Raw genomic sequence first — 18884 nt, 5'->3', positions numbered from 1 at the left:
GCCTTCGATTGACAGCGGATGCCACTCACCCTGCGTATTCCCGATACCGCGAAACTACTTGGTGCCCCGCGCAAGCTGCGCTCGTCCGAACGGCGTGATGCGCCGGATCACCGCCAGCTCCTGCGGCTCGCTGCCGCTCTTCCACGCCAGCGCGGGGCTGATCGCCGCATCGATGAACCCGGCCTGCTTCAGCGCTTCGATACAGTCGATCTCCTGCGGGTCCTGCACGCGAAGCGGGAATGTCGAGCGTTCGATCGTGCGCAGGTAGTCCAGGGGCTCGAGGCCCGTTCTTGCGGACCTCGGCGCGGCCGCTGCCTTGCCGCGGCCGCGCAGGTTGCCGATCTCGGCATGCCCCTCGTCGGTGATGCAGACCACCAGCGCCGCCTGCGCCAGCCTGTAGCTGCCCCCGGTGTCGAAAGCCGGGTCGATGGAGGCCTCGATGAGGCCGGTCGCTTTCAGGACGGAAACGCGTCGCACGTCCTGCGCGTCGGTCACATGCATCGGCAGGCGAGCATGCTCCAGCTGGAGAAGGTAACTGAGTGGCACCGAAGATCCCCTGTCTACGTCCCCCTCCGCTATCGATGCCGCGTCATGCCGCCCAGAACAGGGACTGCAAGAACTTCCCCTGATTCCTGGACAACTCAAGCGCCCCCGAACAAACCACCCCTTCGGGAAGGTGGTGGCCGAGAAGGGTTTGATTGTGAATATTTATTCTTTCCGGCGATTCTTGTGGACTACCCGTGCGGGCGCCATCACCGAAACTGGGTATGCCCATTGGCCAGCTGGCGGGCATCCGGGGGCGTCCGCAGCCGGCGCTGCCGGGCTGGAGAATCAGGCGTGCCCCACAAGGAAAAAAGCCTTGCAAGTCGTTGACTTGCAAGGCTTTTCCGTTTTGTTGGTGGCTCTTCACGGACTCGAACCGCGGACCTGTGGATTATGATTCCATCGCTCTAACCGACTGAGCTAAAGAGCCGTCAGTGCAGTTTTGCACCGAGCCCAAAATTATAGCCCAGGCTGAGGGCCAAGTTCAACCACCCGCGGGCAACCTGCCCAATTCTTCGGAAACGAGCCTCACGATCAGCTTGTCCAGCGTCTGCACCGAGTAGTTGCCGACGTCGTGCACGGTCTGCGTTCCGGGGCCGCTGGCCGGGTTCGCCGCCTCCTTGTAAGTGAGGAACACGAAGCGCCCGCCGGTGTACTGCGCGATCTGGCGCTGGATGTATTCCCCCTGCGGGTCGAGCCCAGAGGCGCCTACGCTGAACACCTTGATGCCCTTGCCCAGCGCGGCGACCATGTCGTCGTCGTATTGCGGGCCGCCGTAGTCGAGGTGCGGCGGTGCATCGGCCAGCAGCACCACGAGGCGGGTGGTGCCGCTGCCGCGCCAGCTCAGCTTGTGAACCGTTTCGTTCAGGGCTTCGTTCATCGCCTCGGGGTAGTCGCCGCCGCCCGCGGCGCGCAGGGCGTCGAGCACGCCCTGGAAGGCGTTCAGGTCATTGGTGAAGTCGTGGCGGCGCACCAGGAAGTCGTCGGTGCGGTCGCGGTACGCCACCAGGCCGAAGCAGGTGTCGGGGCGGCTCGGCAGCCTGGCCACCTGGTCGGCGATGGTGCGCAGGGTGGTCTTCAGCTTGGCGATCTCGTCGTCCATCGAACCGGTGGCGTCGATCAGGAAGACCAGGTCGAGCCGGGCTCGCGCGGGTGCGGCGCCCGGCTTGCCAGGGAGCACGACGTCGACGGCATTCTTTTGGCCGCGCTGCAAGAAGGCGGTGCTCTGGCGGCCGTTCTTGCGCACGGTCACTTCGTACACCTCGCTCCGGGCCTTGTCGAAGGCGTTCGGATGCAGCCATGCGCGCCCGCCCGCGTCGGTGCGCGCCCACATGGCGGCGCCGTTCGCGGCCTGCACGGCCACTTCGGCGTCGGGCACGACGGCGCCGCGCGCATCGCGCACCTGGAGCAGGTAGCGCGCGCTGATGTCGCGCTCGCGGTGGACGACCTGGGTGCGGCCGCGGAAGGCCAGGTATTCGCCGAAGTCGGCGTTGTCGTCGACCATGCCGGCGGTGACGGGTTCGTTGGCGGGGCGCGGTGCCTGCGCAGGCGGCTGGATGGCGATGCGCGGCGCGGCAGGTGCAGCAGGCGAGGGCATGGCCGAAGCCGCGGGTGGGGCTTCGACGATCGGCGCGGGAGAGGCGGCCAATGCGCCCGCGGCTTCTGCGCGCGACGGCTTGCGCAGTGCATCCGGCGGCGTGGCCGCGTCGGCGAGTGCGCGTCTCTCCCGCAGCGCGTGGCCTTCGAACTGGGCGTTGCGCTGCAGGCCCGGCGTCTCGTGCGTCTGGATCGGCCGGGCGCAACCGGTGGCCGATGGCGCCTCGAAATTCGGCACGGCAAGCGTTGCCTGCGTGCGGCTGTCGGGCGCGGGCGTCGGCCATCTGACAGGGCCATCGGCCATGGCCGGGGGCTCGGTGGCGCCGCAGGCCGTCAGGAGCAGTTGGGCGCACAGCAGCACGACGAGCGGGCGGCGGAAGCGGGGAGCGAAGGCGTGGATCATGGAAGGACTCCGGGTGGTTGGGTGCAGGCTGATACGGCGGGCCGCCGCCAACGGGGTTGAGCCCCGCCGCTTTTTTTGCCGCCCTGAACCCCGATGCCTTCCGCCGCCCGTACAAGCTCGGGTGAAAATCCGCCGATGTCCGCGCTTCCCCGCGCCCCTTCCGCCAAGAACGCCCCCGAGCGCCAGGCCATGCCCGACGACCAGTTGATGCTGGCCTACGCGCAGGGCGACGCCGCGGCGTTCGATGTGCTCTACGCGCGCCACGAAGGTGGGCTGTTCCGCTTCGTCAAGCGGCTGCTGGGCGCGCGGCTGGCGGCGCAGGCCGACGAGGTGTTCCAGGACACCTGGGTGCGGATCATCTCGGCGCGCGAGAGCTTCTCGCCGCAGGGCGCGACGTGGCGCACCTGGGCCTTCACCATCGCGCACAACCTCGCGATGGACCGGCTGCGCGTGAGCGGGCGCGAAGTGGCGCTCGATGCGCATGCGGACGACGACAGCGACCCCGTCCCCACGCTCGACCGCGGCGTGCGCGGCGCGGTCGATGCGGCCGCGCATCCGTCGGCCGAAGAGCTCGCGTTCTGGCGCGCCGCGGGCCGCCGCCTGCTGGCCTGCCTCGACGAACTGCCGCCCGAGCAACGCGCCGCGTTCCTGCTGCACCATGAAGACGGCCTGACCGTCGAGGCGCTGGCCGCGAGCCTGGAGATCGGATTCGAGACCGTGCGCAGCCGCCTGCGCTACGGCCTGCAGAAGCTGCGCGCCTGCATGGAGCGCTACCTGTCGGTGCTGGAGCAACGGGCATGAGCGGCAACACCACCGGTTTCGAAGACGGCCGCGATGACGACCTGCGCGACCCGGCGCTGCGCCGTGCGCTGGACCACGCGCCCGACGGCGAGGCCACGCCCGATCCGCGCACGCGCGACGCGATCCTGAAGATGGCGCACAACCTGGCTGCGGCGCCGGTGTCGACTGCGGGCACGGCCGCCAACACCGCGAGTGCTCGGCCGTGGTGGCGCCGCCTGTTCGGCAGTGGCGCAGAGCCGCATCCGCGCATGCCGTGGAACGCGGCCTTCGCGACGGTGCTGGTGGTCGCGTTCATCACCGTGCTGTGGCGCAGCGAACCGGTGCCCGATGCGCGGCTCGACGGGGAGGCGCGCGTCGGCGGGGCCGCCGCGCCCGCGGCCGACGCACCTGCGGCTCCTGCAGCGCCTGCACCCGCGACGGCTGCCGCACCTGAACCCGCGGCGGCGCCGCCGGCCGCGGCGAAGCAAGCCCCGCCGGCACCGGCCGCGCCTGCTGCCGAACAGCGTGCCAAGGTGCCGCGCGACGCGGCGCCTGCCAAGGAAGCGGCACGCGCCCAGTCATCGCGCAGGGAGGCGGCGCCCGCGCCCACGCCCGTGGCACCGGCGCCTCCCGCCATCGTCGCCGAGCAGGCCGTACAAGCGCCCACGCAGGACGAGCGTCGCGAAGAGCGCATGGAAAGCGAACGCCGGCGCGCCTACGCCCCCGCACCGGCCGCGCCCGCTCCATCCGTTGCATCGCCACCGGCCGCCGCCCCGCTCTCCCGCCAGTCGCAGGACGCCTCGGCGCTTGCCAGCCAGAGCGGTGCCGGCGGGCAAGCCTCCGGCGCGTTGCAGGACGCTTCGCCGCGCGCGGCGAAGGCAGCGGCGTCTCGGGTCGACGGGCCGCCGTCCTTCTCCGCGCTGGAGCGCTGGACATCGTTCAGTTCGGACGCCGGCGCGCGGCGTGCGCGGGGCGACGTCGAAGGCTTGCCTGCCCTGGTGGGCACGGTGGCGCGCTCGGCCACGACACCCGATGCACCGCTCGGTGCCCCGGTGGAGGCGCGACTGTCGCTCTATCGCGGCGACACGCTCATCGCCGTGCTCGAGATTGCGGGCGACCAGGTGCGCTGGACGCCGCAACCCGGCGGCACTGCGCTGGTCGGCACGCCGCCGGCGCAGGCGCTCGATGCGCTGCGCGCGCTGCTGGCGCGCTGAACCGGAGGCCCGATCGGGCGATCAGGCGTTCTTGAAGTCCGGTGCGCGCTTGTTCAGGAAGGCGTCCATGCCTTCCTTCTGGTCGGCCGTGGCGAACAGCGCGTGGAACAGCCGGCGCTCGAACATCACGCCGTCGCTCAGCCCGCCCTCGAAGGCGCGATTGACCGATTCCTTGGCCGCCATCACCGAGACCTGCGAGTAGCCGCAGATGATCAGCGCCGCGCCCAGCGCCTCGTCGGCGAGCTTCTCGAACGGCACCACGCGGCTCACGAGGCCGGCGCGCTCGGCTTCCGCGGCGTCCATCATGCGGGCGGTGAGCACCATGTCCATGGCCTTGCTCTTGCCCACCGCGCGCGGCAGGCGCTGAGTGCCGCCGGCGCCGGGGATCACGCCGATCTTGATCTCGGGCTGGCCGAACTTGGCGTTGTCGGCCGCGATGATGAAGTCGCACATCATCGCCAGCTCGCAGCCTCCGCCCAGCGCAAAGCCGGCCACCGCGCCGATCACCGGCTTGCGGATCGAGCGGATGGTTTCCCAGTTGCGCGTGATGTAGTCGCCCTTGTAGGTGTCGATGAAGCTGTACTTGGCCATCGCCGCAATGTCGGCACCGGCCGCGAAGGCGCGCTCGCTGCCCGTGAGGATGATGCAGCCGATGGCGTCGTCGGCATCGAAGGCCTTGAGCGCCTGGCCCAGCTCGGTCATGAGCGCGTCGTTCAGCGCATTCAGGGCCTTCGGGCGGTTGAGGGTGATGATGCCGACCTTGCCAGCTTCGGTCCGCACTTCGATGTTTTCGTAGCTCATGGTGTCTCCGGGGGAAGGGAAAAAACGCGTTTCACTATACCCAGCATGGCCCGGAGTTCCCGATGCGGGAACGCCGACCCAGCGCGGGGGGAGGACAAAGAGGCGAGTTAACTGCCCAGCCAGTTCGCCACCTTGGCGGCGTCGTGCGAGAACAGGCGCCAGGTAGTCGCACCGACGGGCAGCACCAGCGGCAGCCTGATCAGCTTGCGGTCGCGCGCCACGATGGCCGTGCACTTCGTCGCATCGCCCAGGTACAGCGCGAGGTCGTCGAGCTTCGCGATGCGCCAGGCCTGCGCCGGCCGCTGCTGGCCCTTCCTGCCGACGGCGGGCAGCTCGATGCCGATCCACTCGTCGTTCGCGGAAAAACCGGCCTTCTCGGCCGCGCCACCGCGCAGCACCACCTTCACCTGCACGCTGCCATTGGCCTCGGCCACGCGCAGGCCCAGCGCCTGCGCCTGCTGCGAGGGGTCTTCGAGCGTGGCCACGCCGTGCGCGCGCAGCAGCTGCGCGAGCGGGAGATCCTCGGTCGAATGCACCCAGCGCGCGAGTTCCGCCGCATACGAGCGGCCGCTCACAGCCTCGAGCGCGGCGGCAATGTCGGCCTCGCTGATCGGGCCGCCGCCGCTGTGGGTCCACAGGTGGCGCATCACGTCGTCGAGCGTGCCCTTGCCTTCATGGCGCAAGGTGAGGTCGAAGCACAGCGCCACCAGCGCGCCCTTCGTGTAGTAGCTCACCGTGCTGTTGGGCGTCTGCTCGTCCTGTCGGTAGTACTTGACCCAGGCGTCGAAGCTCGCGTCGGCCACCGGCTGCACCAGCCGGCCCGGCGTCTGCATGACCTGGTTGATGGTCTTGTTGAGCAGGCGCAGGTAGGCCGCATCGTCGATGCGCCCGGCGCGGCGCAGCAGCAGGTCGTCGTAGTAGCTGGTGAAGCCCTCGAAGAACCACAGCAGCTGCGTGTAGTTTTCCTGGCTGTAGTCGTAGCGCACGAACTCGGCCGGCCGCATGCGCTTGACGTTCCAGGTGTGGAAGTACTCGTGGCTGATGAGCCCCATCAGCGTGATGTAGCCATCGGGCTGCTTCTTCTTCTCGCCGCGCTGCGGCAGGTCGCGGCGGTTGCAGATCAGCGCGGTCGAATGGCGGTGTTCGAGCCCGCCGTAGCCGTCGTCGACCGCATTGAGCATGAACACGTAGCGGTCGATCGGCGGCTTCGGCCCACCGCGCTTGCCGACCTTGTCGCCGTGCCAGAAGCGCATCTCGGCTTCGCAGATGGCCTTGGTGTCGGCGATCAGCTTGTCGCCATCGAACGAGGCCGCGGCACCCGCGATCACGAAGCGGTGCGGCACGCCGCAGGCTTCGAACTCGGCGCTCCAGAAGGCGCCCAGCTCGACGGGGCTGTCGGCCAGTTCGTCGTAGCCCGAGGCCTGGTAGCTGCCGAAGCCTTGCTTGTCGGCCTTCAGCGGCACCAGGGCCGTGGCGCACGACCAGCGTGCGGCGTCATCGGCCAACACGGGTGCGACGATCTCCAGCGCATGCGGCGCCTCGGTCTGGCCTTCGACACGCAGGCACACGCTGGTGCCGTTGAAGAAGCCGCGCTCGGCATCGAGCCAGGCGGTACGCACCGAGTTGTCGTAGGCGCAGACCCGGTAGTGCAGCACCAGCGGCTGCCCGGGCGTGCACTCGACGAGCCAGCTGCATTTGTCGAGCTGCGTGAGTGCCGGCTTGCGTCGGCCCTGCGTGGCGCGCAGGCCCTGCAGGTTCTTGGCGAACTCGCGCACCAGGTAGCTGCCCGGAATCCACACCGGCAGCGACACGCGCTGCTGTGCCGCGGGCGCATCGATGGTGAGCGTGATGTCGAAGAGGTGTGCGTGAAGATCCGCACATTCGACGCGATAGCGCACGCCTGCGGCGCGCTGCGCGGGAGCCTTCGCCGCCATCAGCTGGACGAAGCGGCGAGCTGCTTCTCGACCTGCTCTGCGGGAATGGCGCCGGGCGTGCGGGTGCCGTCGCTGAAGATCAGCGTGGGCGTGCCGGTGATGTTGTACTTGCGGCCGAACTCGACGTTGCGCTGCAGCGCGGTCACGTCGCAGCTGCTGGCCGCGGTGGTGGGTTTGGTGCTGGCTTCCATCCAGTCGCCCCAGGCCTTGCCCTTGTCCTTGCTGCACCAGATGTCGCGCGACTTGACGTTCGAGTCGGGGCCCAGCACCGGGTACAGGAACAGGTACACGGTCACGTTGTCGACCGTCTTCATGTCCTTCTCGAAGCGCTTGCAGTAGCCGCAGTTCGGGTCTTCGAACACCGCGAGCTTGCGCTTGCCGTTGCCGCGCACGATCTTGATCGAGTCTTTCAGCGGCAGCTGGTCGAAGGCGACGGCGCTGAGCTTCTCCACGCGCTCTTCGGTCAGGTTCTTGCGCTGCTTGACGTCGATCAGGTTGCCCTGGATCAGGTAGTTGCCCTGCTCGTCGGTGTAGAAGATCTGCGCGCCGTTCACGCGCACTTCGTAGACGCCCGGGATCGGCGACTTCGAGACTTCGTCGATCGCCGGGAACTGCGGAATGCGCGCCGGCAGGTTCTTGCGGATCTCGGCTTCGCCGGCGGTGGCGGCCACGACCGCGCCCAGCGTGCAGGCGGCGAATAAGAGGTTGCGTACGAGTGTCATCGGGAGATCCGTTGGTTCGATTCGAGAATAAGTGGGAGCGTCAGGCCTTCAGGCCCATGGCTTGCGCCGTGATCCAGTGCTTGACGAGGCGCGTGCGGTCGAAACCGCGCATGCCCCAGTTGCGCAATGCAGGAAGCGGGCCGAGGTTGTGCGAGAAAAGCTGCTGCAGTCCGTCGGTCGCAAGGCTCATCTGCAGCACATCGGAGCGGCGGGCGCGCTCGTAGCGGCGCAGCAGGCGGGCATCGCCCACGCTGCGCCAGTAGTCGCGGTTCCTGATCACCTCGGCCAGCTCGGCCGCGTCGGCCAAACCCAGGTTCAGGCCCTGGCCGGCCAGCGGGTGCACCGTGTGGGCGGCGTCGCCCGCCAGGGCCCAGGAGCGGGTCGGCTGGTCGGGCATGGCACCGGTCCAGCGGTCGGCGATGGCGCGCGCCAGCGGCCATGCGCCGCGCTCGCTCGTGAGCTTGAGCGCGCCGAGCGCGTTGTGGCTGGCTTCGGTGACGGCGGCGTTGAATTCGTCGTTGCCCTGTGCGAGCAGGTCGGGCGCGCGCAGCTGGTCGATCGACCACACCAGCGCGACCGTCTTGCCGTGCGTGCCGCCGAGCGGCAGCAGCGCGAGCACCTCGCCCCTGTCGTTGAACCATTGGCGCGCTATGCCGTCGTGCGACTGCTCGGCCTCCATGCGCGCCGCGATCGCGTGCTGCGGATAGCGCGTGACCTCGTAGCTCACGCCGAGGGCCTCGCGCGTGGTGCTGGCCTTGCCTTCGCACACCACGGTGAGCGGGGCGGCGACGGGCTCGGCCACGACCTCGATCTGGGGCTGGAAGCGCACCGCGTCGGCCAGTTGCTGCTCGAGCGCGGGCACGTCGACGATCCAGGCCAGCGCATCGACCTTCTGGCGTGCGGCGCTGAACTGCACCCGTCCGCCTTCGTCGCCGTGCACCAGCATTTCGCGCACAGCGGTGGCGTGGGCCGCGTCGGGCCAGGCGCGCAGCGATTCGAGCAGCGCGCGCGAGGCGGTGTTGAGCGCATACGCACGGATGTCTTCCTTGCCCTGCGTGGCCGGCGGCACCACCAGCGCGACGCGCACGCGTTCGCGCGCGAGCAGCAGGGCCAGCGTGCGGCCGACGATGCCGGCGCCGCGAATGCAAACTTCAGGAGGGAGGGCCATCGAACGATTGTAGGAGTTGCCCGTCCAGGGCGGGGCGTGGGCCTTTTCCTGCGGCGGGGAGTTTTCGGGGCGCCTCGATGCCGGACAATTGCCGCCGAATTCCAAGGAACCCCCACCGTGTCCCAGTCTTTCGACCTCGAAGCCACCATCGCGCGCCTGTTCATCTACCCGGTCAAGTCCTGCGCCGGGGTCGAGCTTCCCGAAATGCTGCTGACCGAGACCGGGCTGGAGTTCGACCGGGCCTGGATGGTGGTCGATGCCCAGGGCGAATTCGTCACCCAGCGGCAGCTGCCGCGCATGGCGCTGATCAAGCCGCAGATGAAACAGATGGAAGTGGTGCTGCGCGCCCCCGGCATGCTGGCGCTGCACCTGGCCTTCGACCGGGTCGAGAAGCCGGTGCGTGTGCGCGTATGGAAGGACGAGGTGGCCGCCTACGACATGGGCGACATCGCCGCCCAGTGGTTCAGCGATTTCCTCTCGGAGCCCGGCAGGCCGCAGACCCTGCGCCTCGTGCGCTTCGATCCCGAGCACAAGCGCCTGTCGAGCATGAAATGGACCGACGGCGTCGAGGCGCAGACCCAGTTCGCCGACGGCTACGCGCTGCTGGTGGCGAGCGAGGGCTCGCTGGCCGAGCTCAATGAACGCCTCGCGGCGCAGGGCCACGGCGCCGTGGGCATCGAGCGCTTCCGTCCCAACGTTGTGCTGGGCGGCATCGAGTCGCACGACGAGGACCGCATCGACGCGCTGCACATCACGACCGGCGAAGGCGAGGCCGAACTGCGCCCCGTCAAGCCCTGCACGCGCTGCCCGATCCCGGACATCGACCCGGCCACCGCCCTCAGCAGCCCCGAGGTCGGCGACACGCTGCGCACCTACCGCGCCGACGCGCGCGTGGATGGCGGCATCACCTTTGGCATGAACTGCATCGTGATCCAGGGTGTGGAGCACATGCTCAAGGTCGGCCAGTCCGTGGGCGCGAACTACAAGTTCGAATGAGCGAAGGCGCTCGAGCGGCGCCTCAGAACTTCACTCCGGCGATCAGGATGATGTTCGCGTAGGGCGTGCATTCGCCCGTGCGCACCATGGCGCGGGCCTTGGCGGTGCGGCGCTTGAATTCCTCGTGCGACACGGTCTGGGGCTCGATGCCCAGCGACTGCGGATACCAGGCCGGCAGCTTCTTCGCATCGCCCAGCGCCTCGTCGGCCACCACGATGCTCTCTACCTGCATCTCTGACAGCACGGCATTCAGCACGTCGGTGAGCAGCGGCACGCCGCGCGCCACGGCAAGGTCGATGCGGCGCGGGCCATCCGGAATCGGCAGGCCGGCGTCGCCGAGCACCAGCATGTCGCCGTGGCCCAGCGAGGCGATCACATGGGAGAGTTCGGCGTGCAGCAGGGCGGTGCGTTTCACAGCGTGATCCAGTCTGGAGGCAAGGGGCTGCGCAGCACGGCGTCGCGCTGCGGGATGGAAGGCTGGGCGCCGGGCTGCTGGATGCACAGCGCCGCGGCGCGGATGCCCAGGCGCACGGCCTCGTCGAAGGACTGGCCCTCGCCCAGCGCGACCGCGAGCGCACCCAGGAAGGTGTCGCCGGCGGCCGTGGTGTCGACCGCCTGCACCTTCGGCGCGGGATGGTGGCGCGCGCCGTCGGCATCGACGGCCACGGCGCCGCGCGAACCCAGCGTGACGACCACGCGCGCGATGCCCTTGGCGCGTAGCGCCTGGCCAGCCTGCGCCGCTTCCTGCGGGCTGTCGGCGGACTGGCCGCACAGCGTCTGCGCCTCGATCTCGTTGACCACCAGCGTGTCGATCAGCGGCCACAGCGGCTCGGCGATCGCCTGCACCGGCGAGGGGTTCAGCAGCACCCTGCAGCCCGCGCCGTGCGCTACGGCGATGGCGCGTGCGACCTGTCCCATGGGGGTCTCGAATTGCGTGACGAGGAAGGCGGCGCCCTGCACCTGCTGTTTCAGCGCGGCTTCGTCCACCTCGACCCGGGCGTTGGCGCCGGGAATCATCACGATGCGGTTCTGCCCGCTGTCTTCCACGAGGATCAGCGCCGTGCCGGTGGGCTCGCCGGCCACGGTGCGCAGCGCGGCGGTGTCGATGCCGTCGTTCTGCAGCGCGTTGCGCAGCGCCGTGCCGTGCGCGTCGTCGCCGACGCAGCCGATCATCTGCACTTGTCCGCCTTCACGCGCGCAGCTCACCGCCTGGTTGGCACCCTTGCCGCCGGGAATGGTGGCGATCGAATGGCCGAGCAGGGTTTCGCCCGCGGCTGGCGCATGCGGTACGCGCAGCACCAGGTCCATGTTGAGGCTGCCGAGCACCACGATGCGCGGCGCCGGGGAGGGGCTGCTGGAAGAAGGCTTCGGGCTCACGGGGTGCGGGACTTTCGGGTTGGCGTTGCAGGCGTTTCGGTCGCAAGGGGCGCGGCGGGCTCGCGGAAGCTCGCATGCCGCGCGGTCGAGGCGCGCACGCGCAGCTCGGGCTGCAGCACCACCTTGCGCGCGTCGCGCCGCTTGCCACCGACGCGTTCGAGCAGCATGTCCACCGCCAGTGCGCCGATGCGCTCCTTGGGCTGCGCCACGGTGGTGAGCGGGGGGCTTGTGTAGGCGGAGAGTTCGATGTCGTCGAAGCCGACGATCGAGAGTTCGTCGGGCACGCGCACGCCGCTTTCATGCGCAGCGCGCAGCGCGCCGATGGCCATCAGGTCGTTGCAGACGAACACGGCCGAGGGCTTCTGCTCGGTGCGCAGGATGGCGTGCATGGCCTCGTAGCCGCCCTGGCTGGTGAAGCCGCCGCGCCACAGCAGCGCGTTGGCGTTCGCGATGTCGGGCGTCGCGCCGGTCTCGGCCAGCGCCATGCGCCAGCCTTCGATGCGCTGCTCGCTCGGCATCACGCCCGCGGGCCCGCCGATGCAGGCGATGCGCTTGTGGCCCAGCGACAGCAGGTGCCGCACCGCGAGCAGGCCGCCCTGCATGTGGGCGGTTTCCACCAGGTCGCAGGCCGGGTCGTCGATCTCGCGGTCGACCAGCACGGTCGGAACGCGCAGGCCGTGCAGCTGTTTCGCCAGCGAATCGTCGTCGGCGGTGCCCGCGCCGGTCGACACCACGATCAGCCCGTCGATGCGGCGCTCGGCCAGCACCTTCAGGTAGACGCTCTGGCGGTGCGGTTCGTCATCGGTGTTGCACAGCACCAGCGTGTAGCCGGCGCCGAAGCAGCGGTCTTCCACGATGCGCACGATCTCGGCGAAGTAGGGGTTCGAGCTGTTGGGAATCAGCATGCCCAGCGTCGAGGTGGTGTTGCTCTTCAGGCTGCGCGCCATCGCATTGGGCACGTAGCCCAGTTCGCGGATGGCAAGCTCCACGCGCTCGCGCACCTTGGCGCTCACGTGGCGCGTGTCGTTGACCACGTGCGACACGGTGGTGACGGAAACGTCCGCCTTCAGTGCGACGTCCTTGATGGTGGCCATGGCTTTTGTGTTCCTCGTGAGGCGGGATGCTGTCAGGCCAGGCGGCGATCCGCGCGGCGCTGGCGCAGCGTGTCGATGATCACGGCCACCACGATCACGGCGCCGGTGATGATGCGTTTGCTCGGCTCGCTGGCGCCCACCTGCGCCAAGCCGGCTTCGAGCACCGCGATGATCAGCACGCCGAAGAAGGTGTTGATCACCGAGCCGCGCCCGCCCATGAGGCTGGTGCCGCCGATGACCACGGCCGCGATCACCTGCAGCTCGATGCCGACGCCGGCGTTGGGGTCGGCCGCTTCGAGCCGGGCCGACTGCATCAGGCCCGCGAGCCCGGCCAGCAGGCCGGTGGCGGCGAACACGATGATGCGGATGGGGCGCGGGTCCACGCCCGCCAGGCGCATCGCTTCTTCGTTGGTGCCGATGCCCACCACGTGGCGTCCGAACACCGTGCGCGTGAGCACCATCTGCGCGACCACCACCAGCACCACTGCGAGCACGAAGGCGGCCGAGATGCCGCCGATCCACGGGGCGGCCAGGCCCGAGATGGCGTCGCCCACGTACTGCGTGCGCGAATCGGTCACGAGGTAGGCGCCGCCGCGCACCGCTTCGAGCATGCCCAGCGAGACGATGAAGCTCGGCAGCCGCCAGGCGACCGACACCGCGCCGGTGACCGTGCCGCAGACGAGCCCGGTGGCGAGGCCGAGCACGGCGGCCAGCGGCACCGAGAGCTTCCATTCGAGGATGGCGGCCGCGGTGACAGCCGCGCTGAGCGCCAGCACGGAGCCGACGGACAGGTCGATGCCCGCGATGATCAGCACGAAGGTCATGCCGACGGCCATCACGGCCAGGGCGGGGATTTCATTCGCGATGGAGACGAAGGTCTCGCGCGTCAGGAAGTATTCGCTGAGCGTTCCGAACAGCGCGATCATGCCCACGAGCACGACCGTCAGGCCCAGGTAGGTGCCGAGCTGGCCCTTGAGCGCGGACGGCGAAGCGGAGGAGGTCGGGGTGGCGGCAGCGTTCATGGTGTGTCGGCGGTGGCCGGGGTCGGATCGGAAACGGCGGATACCGTCGGCGGGTTGGCGGCGCGTCCTGTCGCGTCGCTGAATGCGGCGGCCAGCAGCGATTGCTCGCTCCACGCGCCGCGCTCGAACACCGCGACCAGCCGGCCCGCGCTCATCACGCCGATGCGGTCGCACATGGCCATCAGTTCGCGCAGGTCGCTCGACACCATCAGCAGTGCCTTGCCGGCGTCGGTCATGCGGTCGAGTTCGGCGTACAGGTCGGCGCGCGCGCCCACGTCCACGCCGCGCGTGGGTTCGTCCAGCAGCAGCACCTTGCATTCGCGGTGCAGCCAGCGCGCGAACACCACCTTCTGCTGGTTGCCGCCGCTCAGCGTGGCAACCGGTTGTTCGATGCTGCGCGAGCGGACGCGCAGCAGCTCCACCAGCTTCTGCGCAATGCTGCGCTCCTTGGCGCGCTGCAGCCAGCCGGCATGGGAGATGGCGCCGAGGTCGCTCAGCGTGGCATTGACGCGGATCGACTGCGGCAGCAGCAGTCCCTGCGACTTGCGGTCTTCGGTGACCAGCCCGATGCCGGCGCGGATGGCCTGCATCGGCGAGCGCCAGCCCTTGCGCGCGTGCTGCGTGGGCTGGCCGTTTTCATAAAGGGAGATCTCGCCGCGGTCCGCGCGGTCGGCGCCGAACAGCAGGCGCACCAGTTGGGTCCGGCCCGAGCCGACCAGGCCGGCCAGGCCCATGACTTCGCCCGCGCGCAGGTCGATGTCGACGTCGCGCACGGCCTGCGCCCGGCCGATGCTGCGCGCGCTCAGCAGCACCGGGCCCGCCACGCGGCGGTCGCGGCCTTCATGCTCGTGCACCGCGCGGCCCACCATGCGCTGCACCAGCTCGGATTCGCGCACGCCGGCCATGGCGCGCACGTCGACCAGCCGGCCGTCGCGCAGCACCGCCACGCGGTCGGCGATGCGCTGCAATTCTTCAAGACGGTGCGACACGTAGACGATGGCCACGCCGCGCGCCTTCAGCAGGTCGATCTGCTCGAACAGGTGCGCGGTTTCGCGTGGCGTGAGCATGGCGGTGGGCTCGTCGAGCACCAGCACGCGCGTGTCGTCCTGCAGGTTGCGCGCGATCTCGACCATCTGCTGCTGGCCGATGCCCAGCCGCGCCACGGGCGTGGCCGGGTCGATGTTCTGCATGCCGATCTTGGCCAGCTGCTGCGCGGCCAGCTCGTGCAGCTTGCCGCGGCGGATCCAGCCGGTCTTGTTGGGCAACCGGTCGAGCAGCAAGTTCTCGGCCACCGACAGCGTGGTGACGAGGCCGAGCTCCTGCATGACCATGCGCACGCCCAGCCGCTCGGCATCGCGGCGCGAGCCGGGCGCAAAAGGCTGGCCGTCGAGCAGCATCCGGCCGCGCGTGGGCTGCACCAGGCCGCAGACGATCTTCGACAGCGTGCTCTTGCCGGCGCCGTTCTCGCCCGTGAGGGCCAGCACTTCACCGGCGTTGAGCACGAGCGAGACGTCGTCCAGCACCGGCGCCGCATAGTCCTTGCCCATGGCGCTCAGCGAGAGCACGGGCTGGGCCGTTGTGAGGTTCATGGCGGCGGATGCTGTCAACGTCTGCTCTTTCTGGTTTCTTACTTTGAGTCTTTGGTGACGAGCACGACGTCGGTCTTCACCTCCGCAGGCATCTCCGACTGTTTCTTCTTGTCGGCGATGGCCTTCAGCGCGGTCTCGATGCCGAACACGGCCTGCTTGGCGGCGAACTGGTCGGCGGTGGCGAGCACGCGGCCGTCCTTGAGCATCGGCTTGATGGCGCCGATGTTGTCGTAGCCCACCACCAGCACCTTGCCGGTCTTGCCCGCAGCCTTGACCGCGGCCACGGCGCCGAGCGCCATGCTGTCGTTGCCGGCCAGCAGCGCCTTCAGGTCGGGGTGCTCGCGCATCATGCCGGCGGCCACCGTGTTGCCCTTGTCGATTTCCCACTGGCCCGACTGCACGCCCACCACCGTTGCGCCGGCGGCCTTCATGGCATCTTGATAGCCCAGCGTGCGCTGCTGTGCATTGAAGGTGGTCGACACGCCCTCGATGATGCCGACCTTGTCGCCGGCCTTCAGCTCCTTGGCGAGCGCGTCACCCACCAGCTTGGCGCCGGCGCGGTTGTCGGGGCCGACGAACGGCACCTGGATGCCCTTTTCCTTGAGCGCGGCCGCGTCGAGCTGGTTGTCGATGTTGACCACCAGGATGCCCTTGTCGATGGCGGCCTTGATCACCGGCACCAGCGCCTTCGAATCGGCCGGCGCGATGACCAGTGCATTGATCTTCTGCGCCACCATCTGCTCGACCATCTTGATCTGGGCGGCGGTGTCGGTCTCGTCCTTGATGCCGTTGGCCACCAGCGTGTATTCGGAGGCATGGGCCTTCTGGTGCGCCTTGGCGCCGTCTTCCATGGTGCGGAAGAACTCGTTGGCCAGCGACTTCATGACCAGCGCGACCTTGGGCTTGTCCTGCGCGAAGGCGGGGGTTCCGGCAATGGCGCCCAGCAGCGTGAGGGCGGCAGCGCTTTGCAGGGTACGGCGGGTGAACTTCATGGTGAATGTCTCCTGGGATGGTTGATCAGAGCGGTACGCCGGTCTTTGCCGGGGGCTCCGATGTTAGCCGAGGGAAACGTTTGCGCAAACGTTTGCTAATCGGGGCTAACCCTGATGTTTTGGGGTAGGGAAGGAGGGCCCGAAGCCCTGCCGGACCGGCCTGCAATCCCGCTCGCCTAAAATTGGCGGTTACCCAAGAGGACCCCCCATGAGTTTGCAATGCGGCATCGTCGGCCTGCCCAACGTCGGTAAATCCACCCTTTTCAATGCGCTGACCAAGGCCGGCATCGCGGCCGAGAACTATCCGTTCTGCACCATCGAGCCCAACGTGGGCGTGGTGGAAGTGCCCGATCCGCGGCTCGCGCAACTGAGCGAGATCGTCAAGCCCGAGCGCATCGTGCCCGCCATCGTCGAGTTCGTCGACATCGCCGGCCTGGTGGCCGGTGCCAGCACGGGCGAAGGCCTGGGCAACAAGTTCCTGGCGCACATCCGCGAGACCGACGCCACCGTCAACGTGGTGCGCTGCTTCGACGACGAGAACGTGATCCACGTGGCCGGCAAGGTCGACCCGATCTCCGACATCGAAGTGATCCAGACCGAACTCTGCCTGGCCGACCTCGCCACGGTCGAGAAGGCGCTGCACCGCCACACCAAGGTGGCCCGTTCCGGCGACAAGGACGCGCAGAAGCTGGTGGGCCTGCTCGAACGCTGCCAGGCCGCGCTGAACGAGAACACGCCGGTGCGCGCGCTGGAGTTCACCAAGGAAGAGCAGCCGCTGGTCAAGAGCTTCACGCTGATCACCGCCAAGCCCGCGATGTTCGTGGGCAACGTGGCGGAAGACGGCTTCGAGAACAACCCCTACCTCGATCGCCTGCGCGAGTACGCCGCCAAGCAGGGCGCGCCCGTGGTCGCCATCTGCGCCAAGATCGAAGCCGACCTGGCCGAGATGGACGATGAAGACAAGAAGATGTTCCTCGCCGAGATCGGCCAGGAAGAGCCCGGCCTGAATCGCCTGATCCGCGCCGCCTTCAAGCTGCTGGGCCTGCAGACCTACTTCACCGCCGGCGTGAAGGAAGTGCGCGCCTGGACCATCCATATCGGCGACACCGGCCCGCAGGCGGCCGGCGTGATCCACGGCGACTTCGAGAAGGGCTACATCCGCGCCCAGACCATCGCGTTCGAGGACTACATCGCCTTCAAGGGCGAGCAGGGTGCGAAGGACGCGGGGAAGATGCGTTCGGAAGGCAAGGAATACGTTGTCAAGGATGGCGACGTGATGAACTTCCTGTTCAGCTCGTAATAGGGCTCGCCCCCAGGCTGCGCGCACTTCGTGTCGCTTCGCCTTCCCCCTGCCGGGGGCGACACCTGAGGCCCGGCGGAGCCGGTTCCTCGGTGTCTCGCGAAAGGGCTCCGTGGGCTTTCGAGGATGTTGTTGGATAGACTCCGCGCGCCCTCTCTTTCCTCCACAAGGCCCGCCCCCCATGTTCACCGTCCACCACCTCAACAACTCCCGCTCGCAGCGCGTGCTCTGGCTGCTCGAAGAGCTCGAGCTGCCCTACGAGATCGTCCACTACCAGCGCGATCCGCAAACCAGTCTGGCGCCTGCTTCGCTGCGGGCCATCCATCCGCTGGGCAAGTCCCCGGTCGTCACGACGCAGGACGGGCTCACGCTCGCGGAGTCGGGCGCGATCATCGAGACGCTCATCGAGCGCCATGGCAATGGCCGCCTCGCGCCCGCGGCGGGTTCGCCCGAGGCGATGCGCTATCGCTACTGGCTGCATTTCGCCGAAGGCACGGCGATGTCGCCGCTGCTGCTGAAGCTGGTGTTCGACCGCATCGAGACGAGCAAGATGCCCTTCTTCGCGAAGCCCATCGCCAAGGCCATCGCGGCAAAGGCGAAGTCGGCGTTCATCAACCCGAACATCGCGAACCACCTGAACTACATGGAGGCCGAGCTCGGCAAGAGCGAGTGGTTCGCGGGCGATGCCTTCACAGGCGCCGACATCCAGATGAGCTTCGTGGTCGAAGCCTCGCAGGCCCGCGGCGGGCTCGATGCGAAGCGACCGAAGCTGATGGCGTACCTGGAGCGCATCCACGCGCGTCCCGCGTACAAGCGCGCGCTCGAGCGCGGCGGCCCCTACGCTTTGTTGAACTGATCAGAAGACCTGCAGCAGCGCCACCGTCATGGTGATGTAGCGCAGGAATTTCCCGATCGCCATGTAGGCCACGCAAGGCCAGAACGGCAGCTTGAGCCAGCCCGCCACCGCGCACAGCGGATCTCCCACCAGCGGCAGCCAGCTCAGCAGGCAGGCCTTCGGGCCGAGCCGCTCCAGCCAGCCCAGAACTCGCACATGGTGTTTCGAGTGCGAGTATTTGTCGGCCACCTTGTGCGCGCCGTAGCCCATCCACCAGTCGACCGCGCCCCCCAGCGTGTTGCCGATGGTGGCCACAGCGATGGCTGGCCAGAACATGTCGGGGTTGAGCTTGAGCAGCCCGAAGAGAAAGGGCTCGGAGCCCACCGGCAGCAGCGTGGCCGAGACGAAGGCCGCGACGAAGAGGGTCGACAGACCGTACTGCGGCAGCGCCAGCAGCGCCATGAGGGAGTCGAGCCACGCTTGCATAAGGTGGGCGAAGTATAGGCAGTGCTCACCTC

Annotated in this window: 18 protein-coding genes and 1 tRNA gene; 5 read left to right on the top strand and 14 right to left on the bottom strand. The window is 68.8% G+C overall.

What is annotated here, in order from left to right; all coding sequences use genetic code 11:
• Positions 1-54 precede the first annotated feature (54 nt).
• The 3 genes from ACEOAB_RS25715 to ACEOAB_RS25705 all read right to left on the bottom strand — a co-directional run bounded on the left by ACEOAB_RS25715 (position 55) and on the right by ACEOAB_RS25705 (position 2542).
• Positions 55-501, bottom strand: coding sequence for a hypothetical protein (locus tag ACEOAB_RS25715; RefSeq protein WP_495653185.1), 447 nt, complete (start codon positions 499-501; stop codon positions 55-57).
• A 395-nt stretch (positions 502-896) separates the two neighbouring features.
• Positions 897-973: transfer RNA gene (locus ACEOAB_RS25710), tRNA-Met, on the bottom strand.
• Positions 974-1027: 54 nt separating this feature from the next.
• Entirely contained in the window at positions 1028-2542 is a 1515-nt protein-coding gene (locus tag ACEOAB_RS25705) for a VWA domain-containing protein (protein ID WP_495653184.1), read from the bottom strand.
• Positions 2543-2677: 135 nt separating this feature from the next.
• Between ACEOAB_RS25705 and ACEOAB_RS25700 the strand changes: the two genes are divergently transcribed.
• Together ACEOAB_RS25700 and ACEOAB_RS25695 are read left to right on the top strand one after the other, a co-directional pair.
• The gene (locus tag ACEOAB_RS25700; protein WP_007828902.1) at positions 2678-3343 is read left to right on the top strand and encodes a sigma-70 family RNA polymerase sigma factor; all 666 of its coding nucleotides are present in this window, start codon (positions 2678-2680) and stop codon (positions 3341-3343) included.
• On the top strand, positions 3340-4536 hold the full coding sequence (locus tag ACEOAB_RS25695) for a hypothetical protein (RefSeq protein WP_495653183.1): 1197 nt from the start codon (positions 3340-3342) through the stop codon (positions 4534-4536). Before ACEOAB_RS25700 ends, ACEOAB_RS25695 begins: the two co-directional genes overlap by 4 nt.
• Positions 4537-4557: 21 nt before the next feature.
• On the opposite strand, the gene ACEOAB_RS25690 is transcribed toward ACEOAB_RS25695, so the two are convergent.
• The 4 genes from ACEOAB_RS25690 to ACEOAB_RS25675 all read right to left on the bottom strand — a co-directional run bounded on the left by ACEOAB_RS25690 (position 4558) and on the right by ACEOAB_RS25675 (position 9161).
• Entirely contained in the window at positions 4558-5337 is a 780-nt protein-coding gene (locus ACEOAB_RS25690) for an enoyl-CoA hydratase (protein ID WP_413332466.1), read from the bottom strand.
• A 107-nt stretch (positions 5338-5444) separates the two neighbouring features.
• Positions 5445-7271, bottom strand: coding sequence for a M61 family metallopeptidase (locus ACEOAB_RS25685; RefSeq protein ID WP_413750695.1), 1827 nt, complete (start codon positions 7269-7271; stop codon positions 5445-5447).
• The gene (locus ACEOAB_RS25680; protein WP_413750696.1) at positions 7271-7993 is read right to left on the bottom strand and encodes a DsbC family protein; all 723 of its coding nucleotides are present in this window, start codon (positions 7991-7993) and stop codon (positions 7271-7273) included. The genes ACEOAB_RS25685 and ACEOAB_RS25680 overlap by 1 nt, the downstream gene beginning before the upstream one ends.
• Before the next feature lie 40 nt (positions 7994-8033).
• Positions 8034-9161, bottom strand: coding sequence for an FAD-dependent monooxygenase (locus tag ACEOAB_RS25675; RefSeq protein WP_413750697.1), 1128 nt, complete (start codon positions 9159-9161; stop codon positions 8034-8036).
• A 117-nt stretch (positions 9162-9278) separates the two neighbouring features.
• On the opposite strand from ACEOAB_RS25675, the gene ACEOAB_RS25670 reads away from it, so the two are divergent.
• Positions 9279-10157 carry an MOSC domain-containing protein gene (locus tag ACEOAB_RS25670; RefSeq protein WP_413750698.1) on the top strand — a complete coding sequence of 293 codons (879 nt, stop codon included), beginning with the start codon at positions 9279-9281 and terminating at the stop codon, positions 10155-10157.
• A 22-nt stretch (positions 10158-10179) separates the two neighbouring features.
• Here ACEOAB_RS25670 and rbsD read toward each other — a convergent pair whose 3' ends face one another.
• From rbsD to ACEOAB_RS25640, 6 genes are read right to left on the bottom strand one after another with little or no spacing between them, the layout of a single operon-like run.
• The gene (rbsD, locus tag ACEOAB_RS25665; protein WP_413750699.1) at positions 10180-10572 is read right to left on the bottom strand and encodes a D-ribose pyranase; all 393 of its coding nucleotides are present in this window, start codon (positions 10570-10572) and stop codon (positions 10180-10182) included.
• Entirely contained in the window at positions 10569-11534 is a 966-nt protein-coding gene (gene rbsK / locus ACEOAB_RS25660) for a ribokinase (protein ID WP_495653182.1), read from the bottom strand. The genes rbsD and rbsK overlap by 4 nt, the downstream gene beginning before the upstream one ends.
• On the bottom strand, positions 11531-12628 hold the full coding sequence (locus ACEOAB_RS25655; protein WP_413751120.1) for a LacI family DNA-binding transcriptional regulator: 1098 nt from the start codon (positions 12626-12628) through the stop codon (positions 11531-11533). Before ACEOAB_RS25655 ends, rbsK begins: the two co-directional genes overlap by 4 nt.
• 32 nt (positions 12629-12660) lie before the next feature.
• On the bottom strand, positions 12661-13650 hold the full coding sequence (locus tag ACEOAB_RS25650; RefSeq protein ID WP_413751121.1) for an ABC transporter permease: 990 nt from the start codon (positions 13648-13650) through the stop codon (positions 12661-12663).
• Positions 13647-15239: a sugar ABC transporter ATP-binding protein gene (locus ACEOAB_RS25645; protein WP_495653181.1), complete on the bottom strand. Its 1593-nt coding sequence runs from the start codon at positions 15237-15239 to the stop codon at positions 13647-13649. Before ACEOAB_RS25645 ends, ACEOAB_RS25650 begins: the two co-directional genes overlap by 4 nt.
• Before the next feature lie 38 nt (positions 15240-15277).
• Positions 15278-16231, bottom strand: coding sequence for a sugar ABC transporter substrate-binding protein (locus ACEOAB_RS25640; protein WP_413750012.1), 954 nt, complete (start codon positions 16229-16231; stop codon positions 15278-15280).
• A 208-nt stretch (positions 16232-16439) separates the two neighbouring features.
• On the opposite strand from ACEOAB_RS25640, the gene ychF reads away from it, so the two are divergent.
• Positions 16440-17531 (top strand): redox-regulated ATPase YchF, encoded by a 1092-nt coding sequence (gene ychF, locus ACEOAB_RS25635; protein WP_007838310.1) that lies wholly within the window; start codon positions 16440-16442, stop codon positions 17529-17531.
• A 181-nt stretch (positions 17532-17712) separates the two neighbouring features.
• Positions 17713-18387 (top strand): glutathione S-transferase, encoded by a 675-nt coding sequence (locus ACEOAB_RS25630; RefSeq protein WP_413750011.1) that lies wholly within the window; start codon positions 17713-17715, stop codon positions 18385-18387.
• Here the strand turns inward: ACEOAB_RS25630 and ACEOAB_RS25625 are convergent, their stop codons facing one another.
• Positions 18388-18852 (bottom strand): YqaA family protein, encoded by a 465-nt coding sequence (locus tag ACEOAB_RS25625; protein WP_007838306.1) that lies wholly within the window; start codon positions 18850-18852, stop codon positions 18388-18390.
• Between the last annotated feature and the right edge of the window lie 32 nt (positions 18853-18884).

It is taken from the genome of Variovorax sp. Varisp53 (genome assembly GCF_059491555.1).
This window is presented reverse-complemented; position numbering and strand designations above follow the sequence as displayed.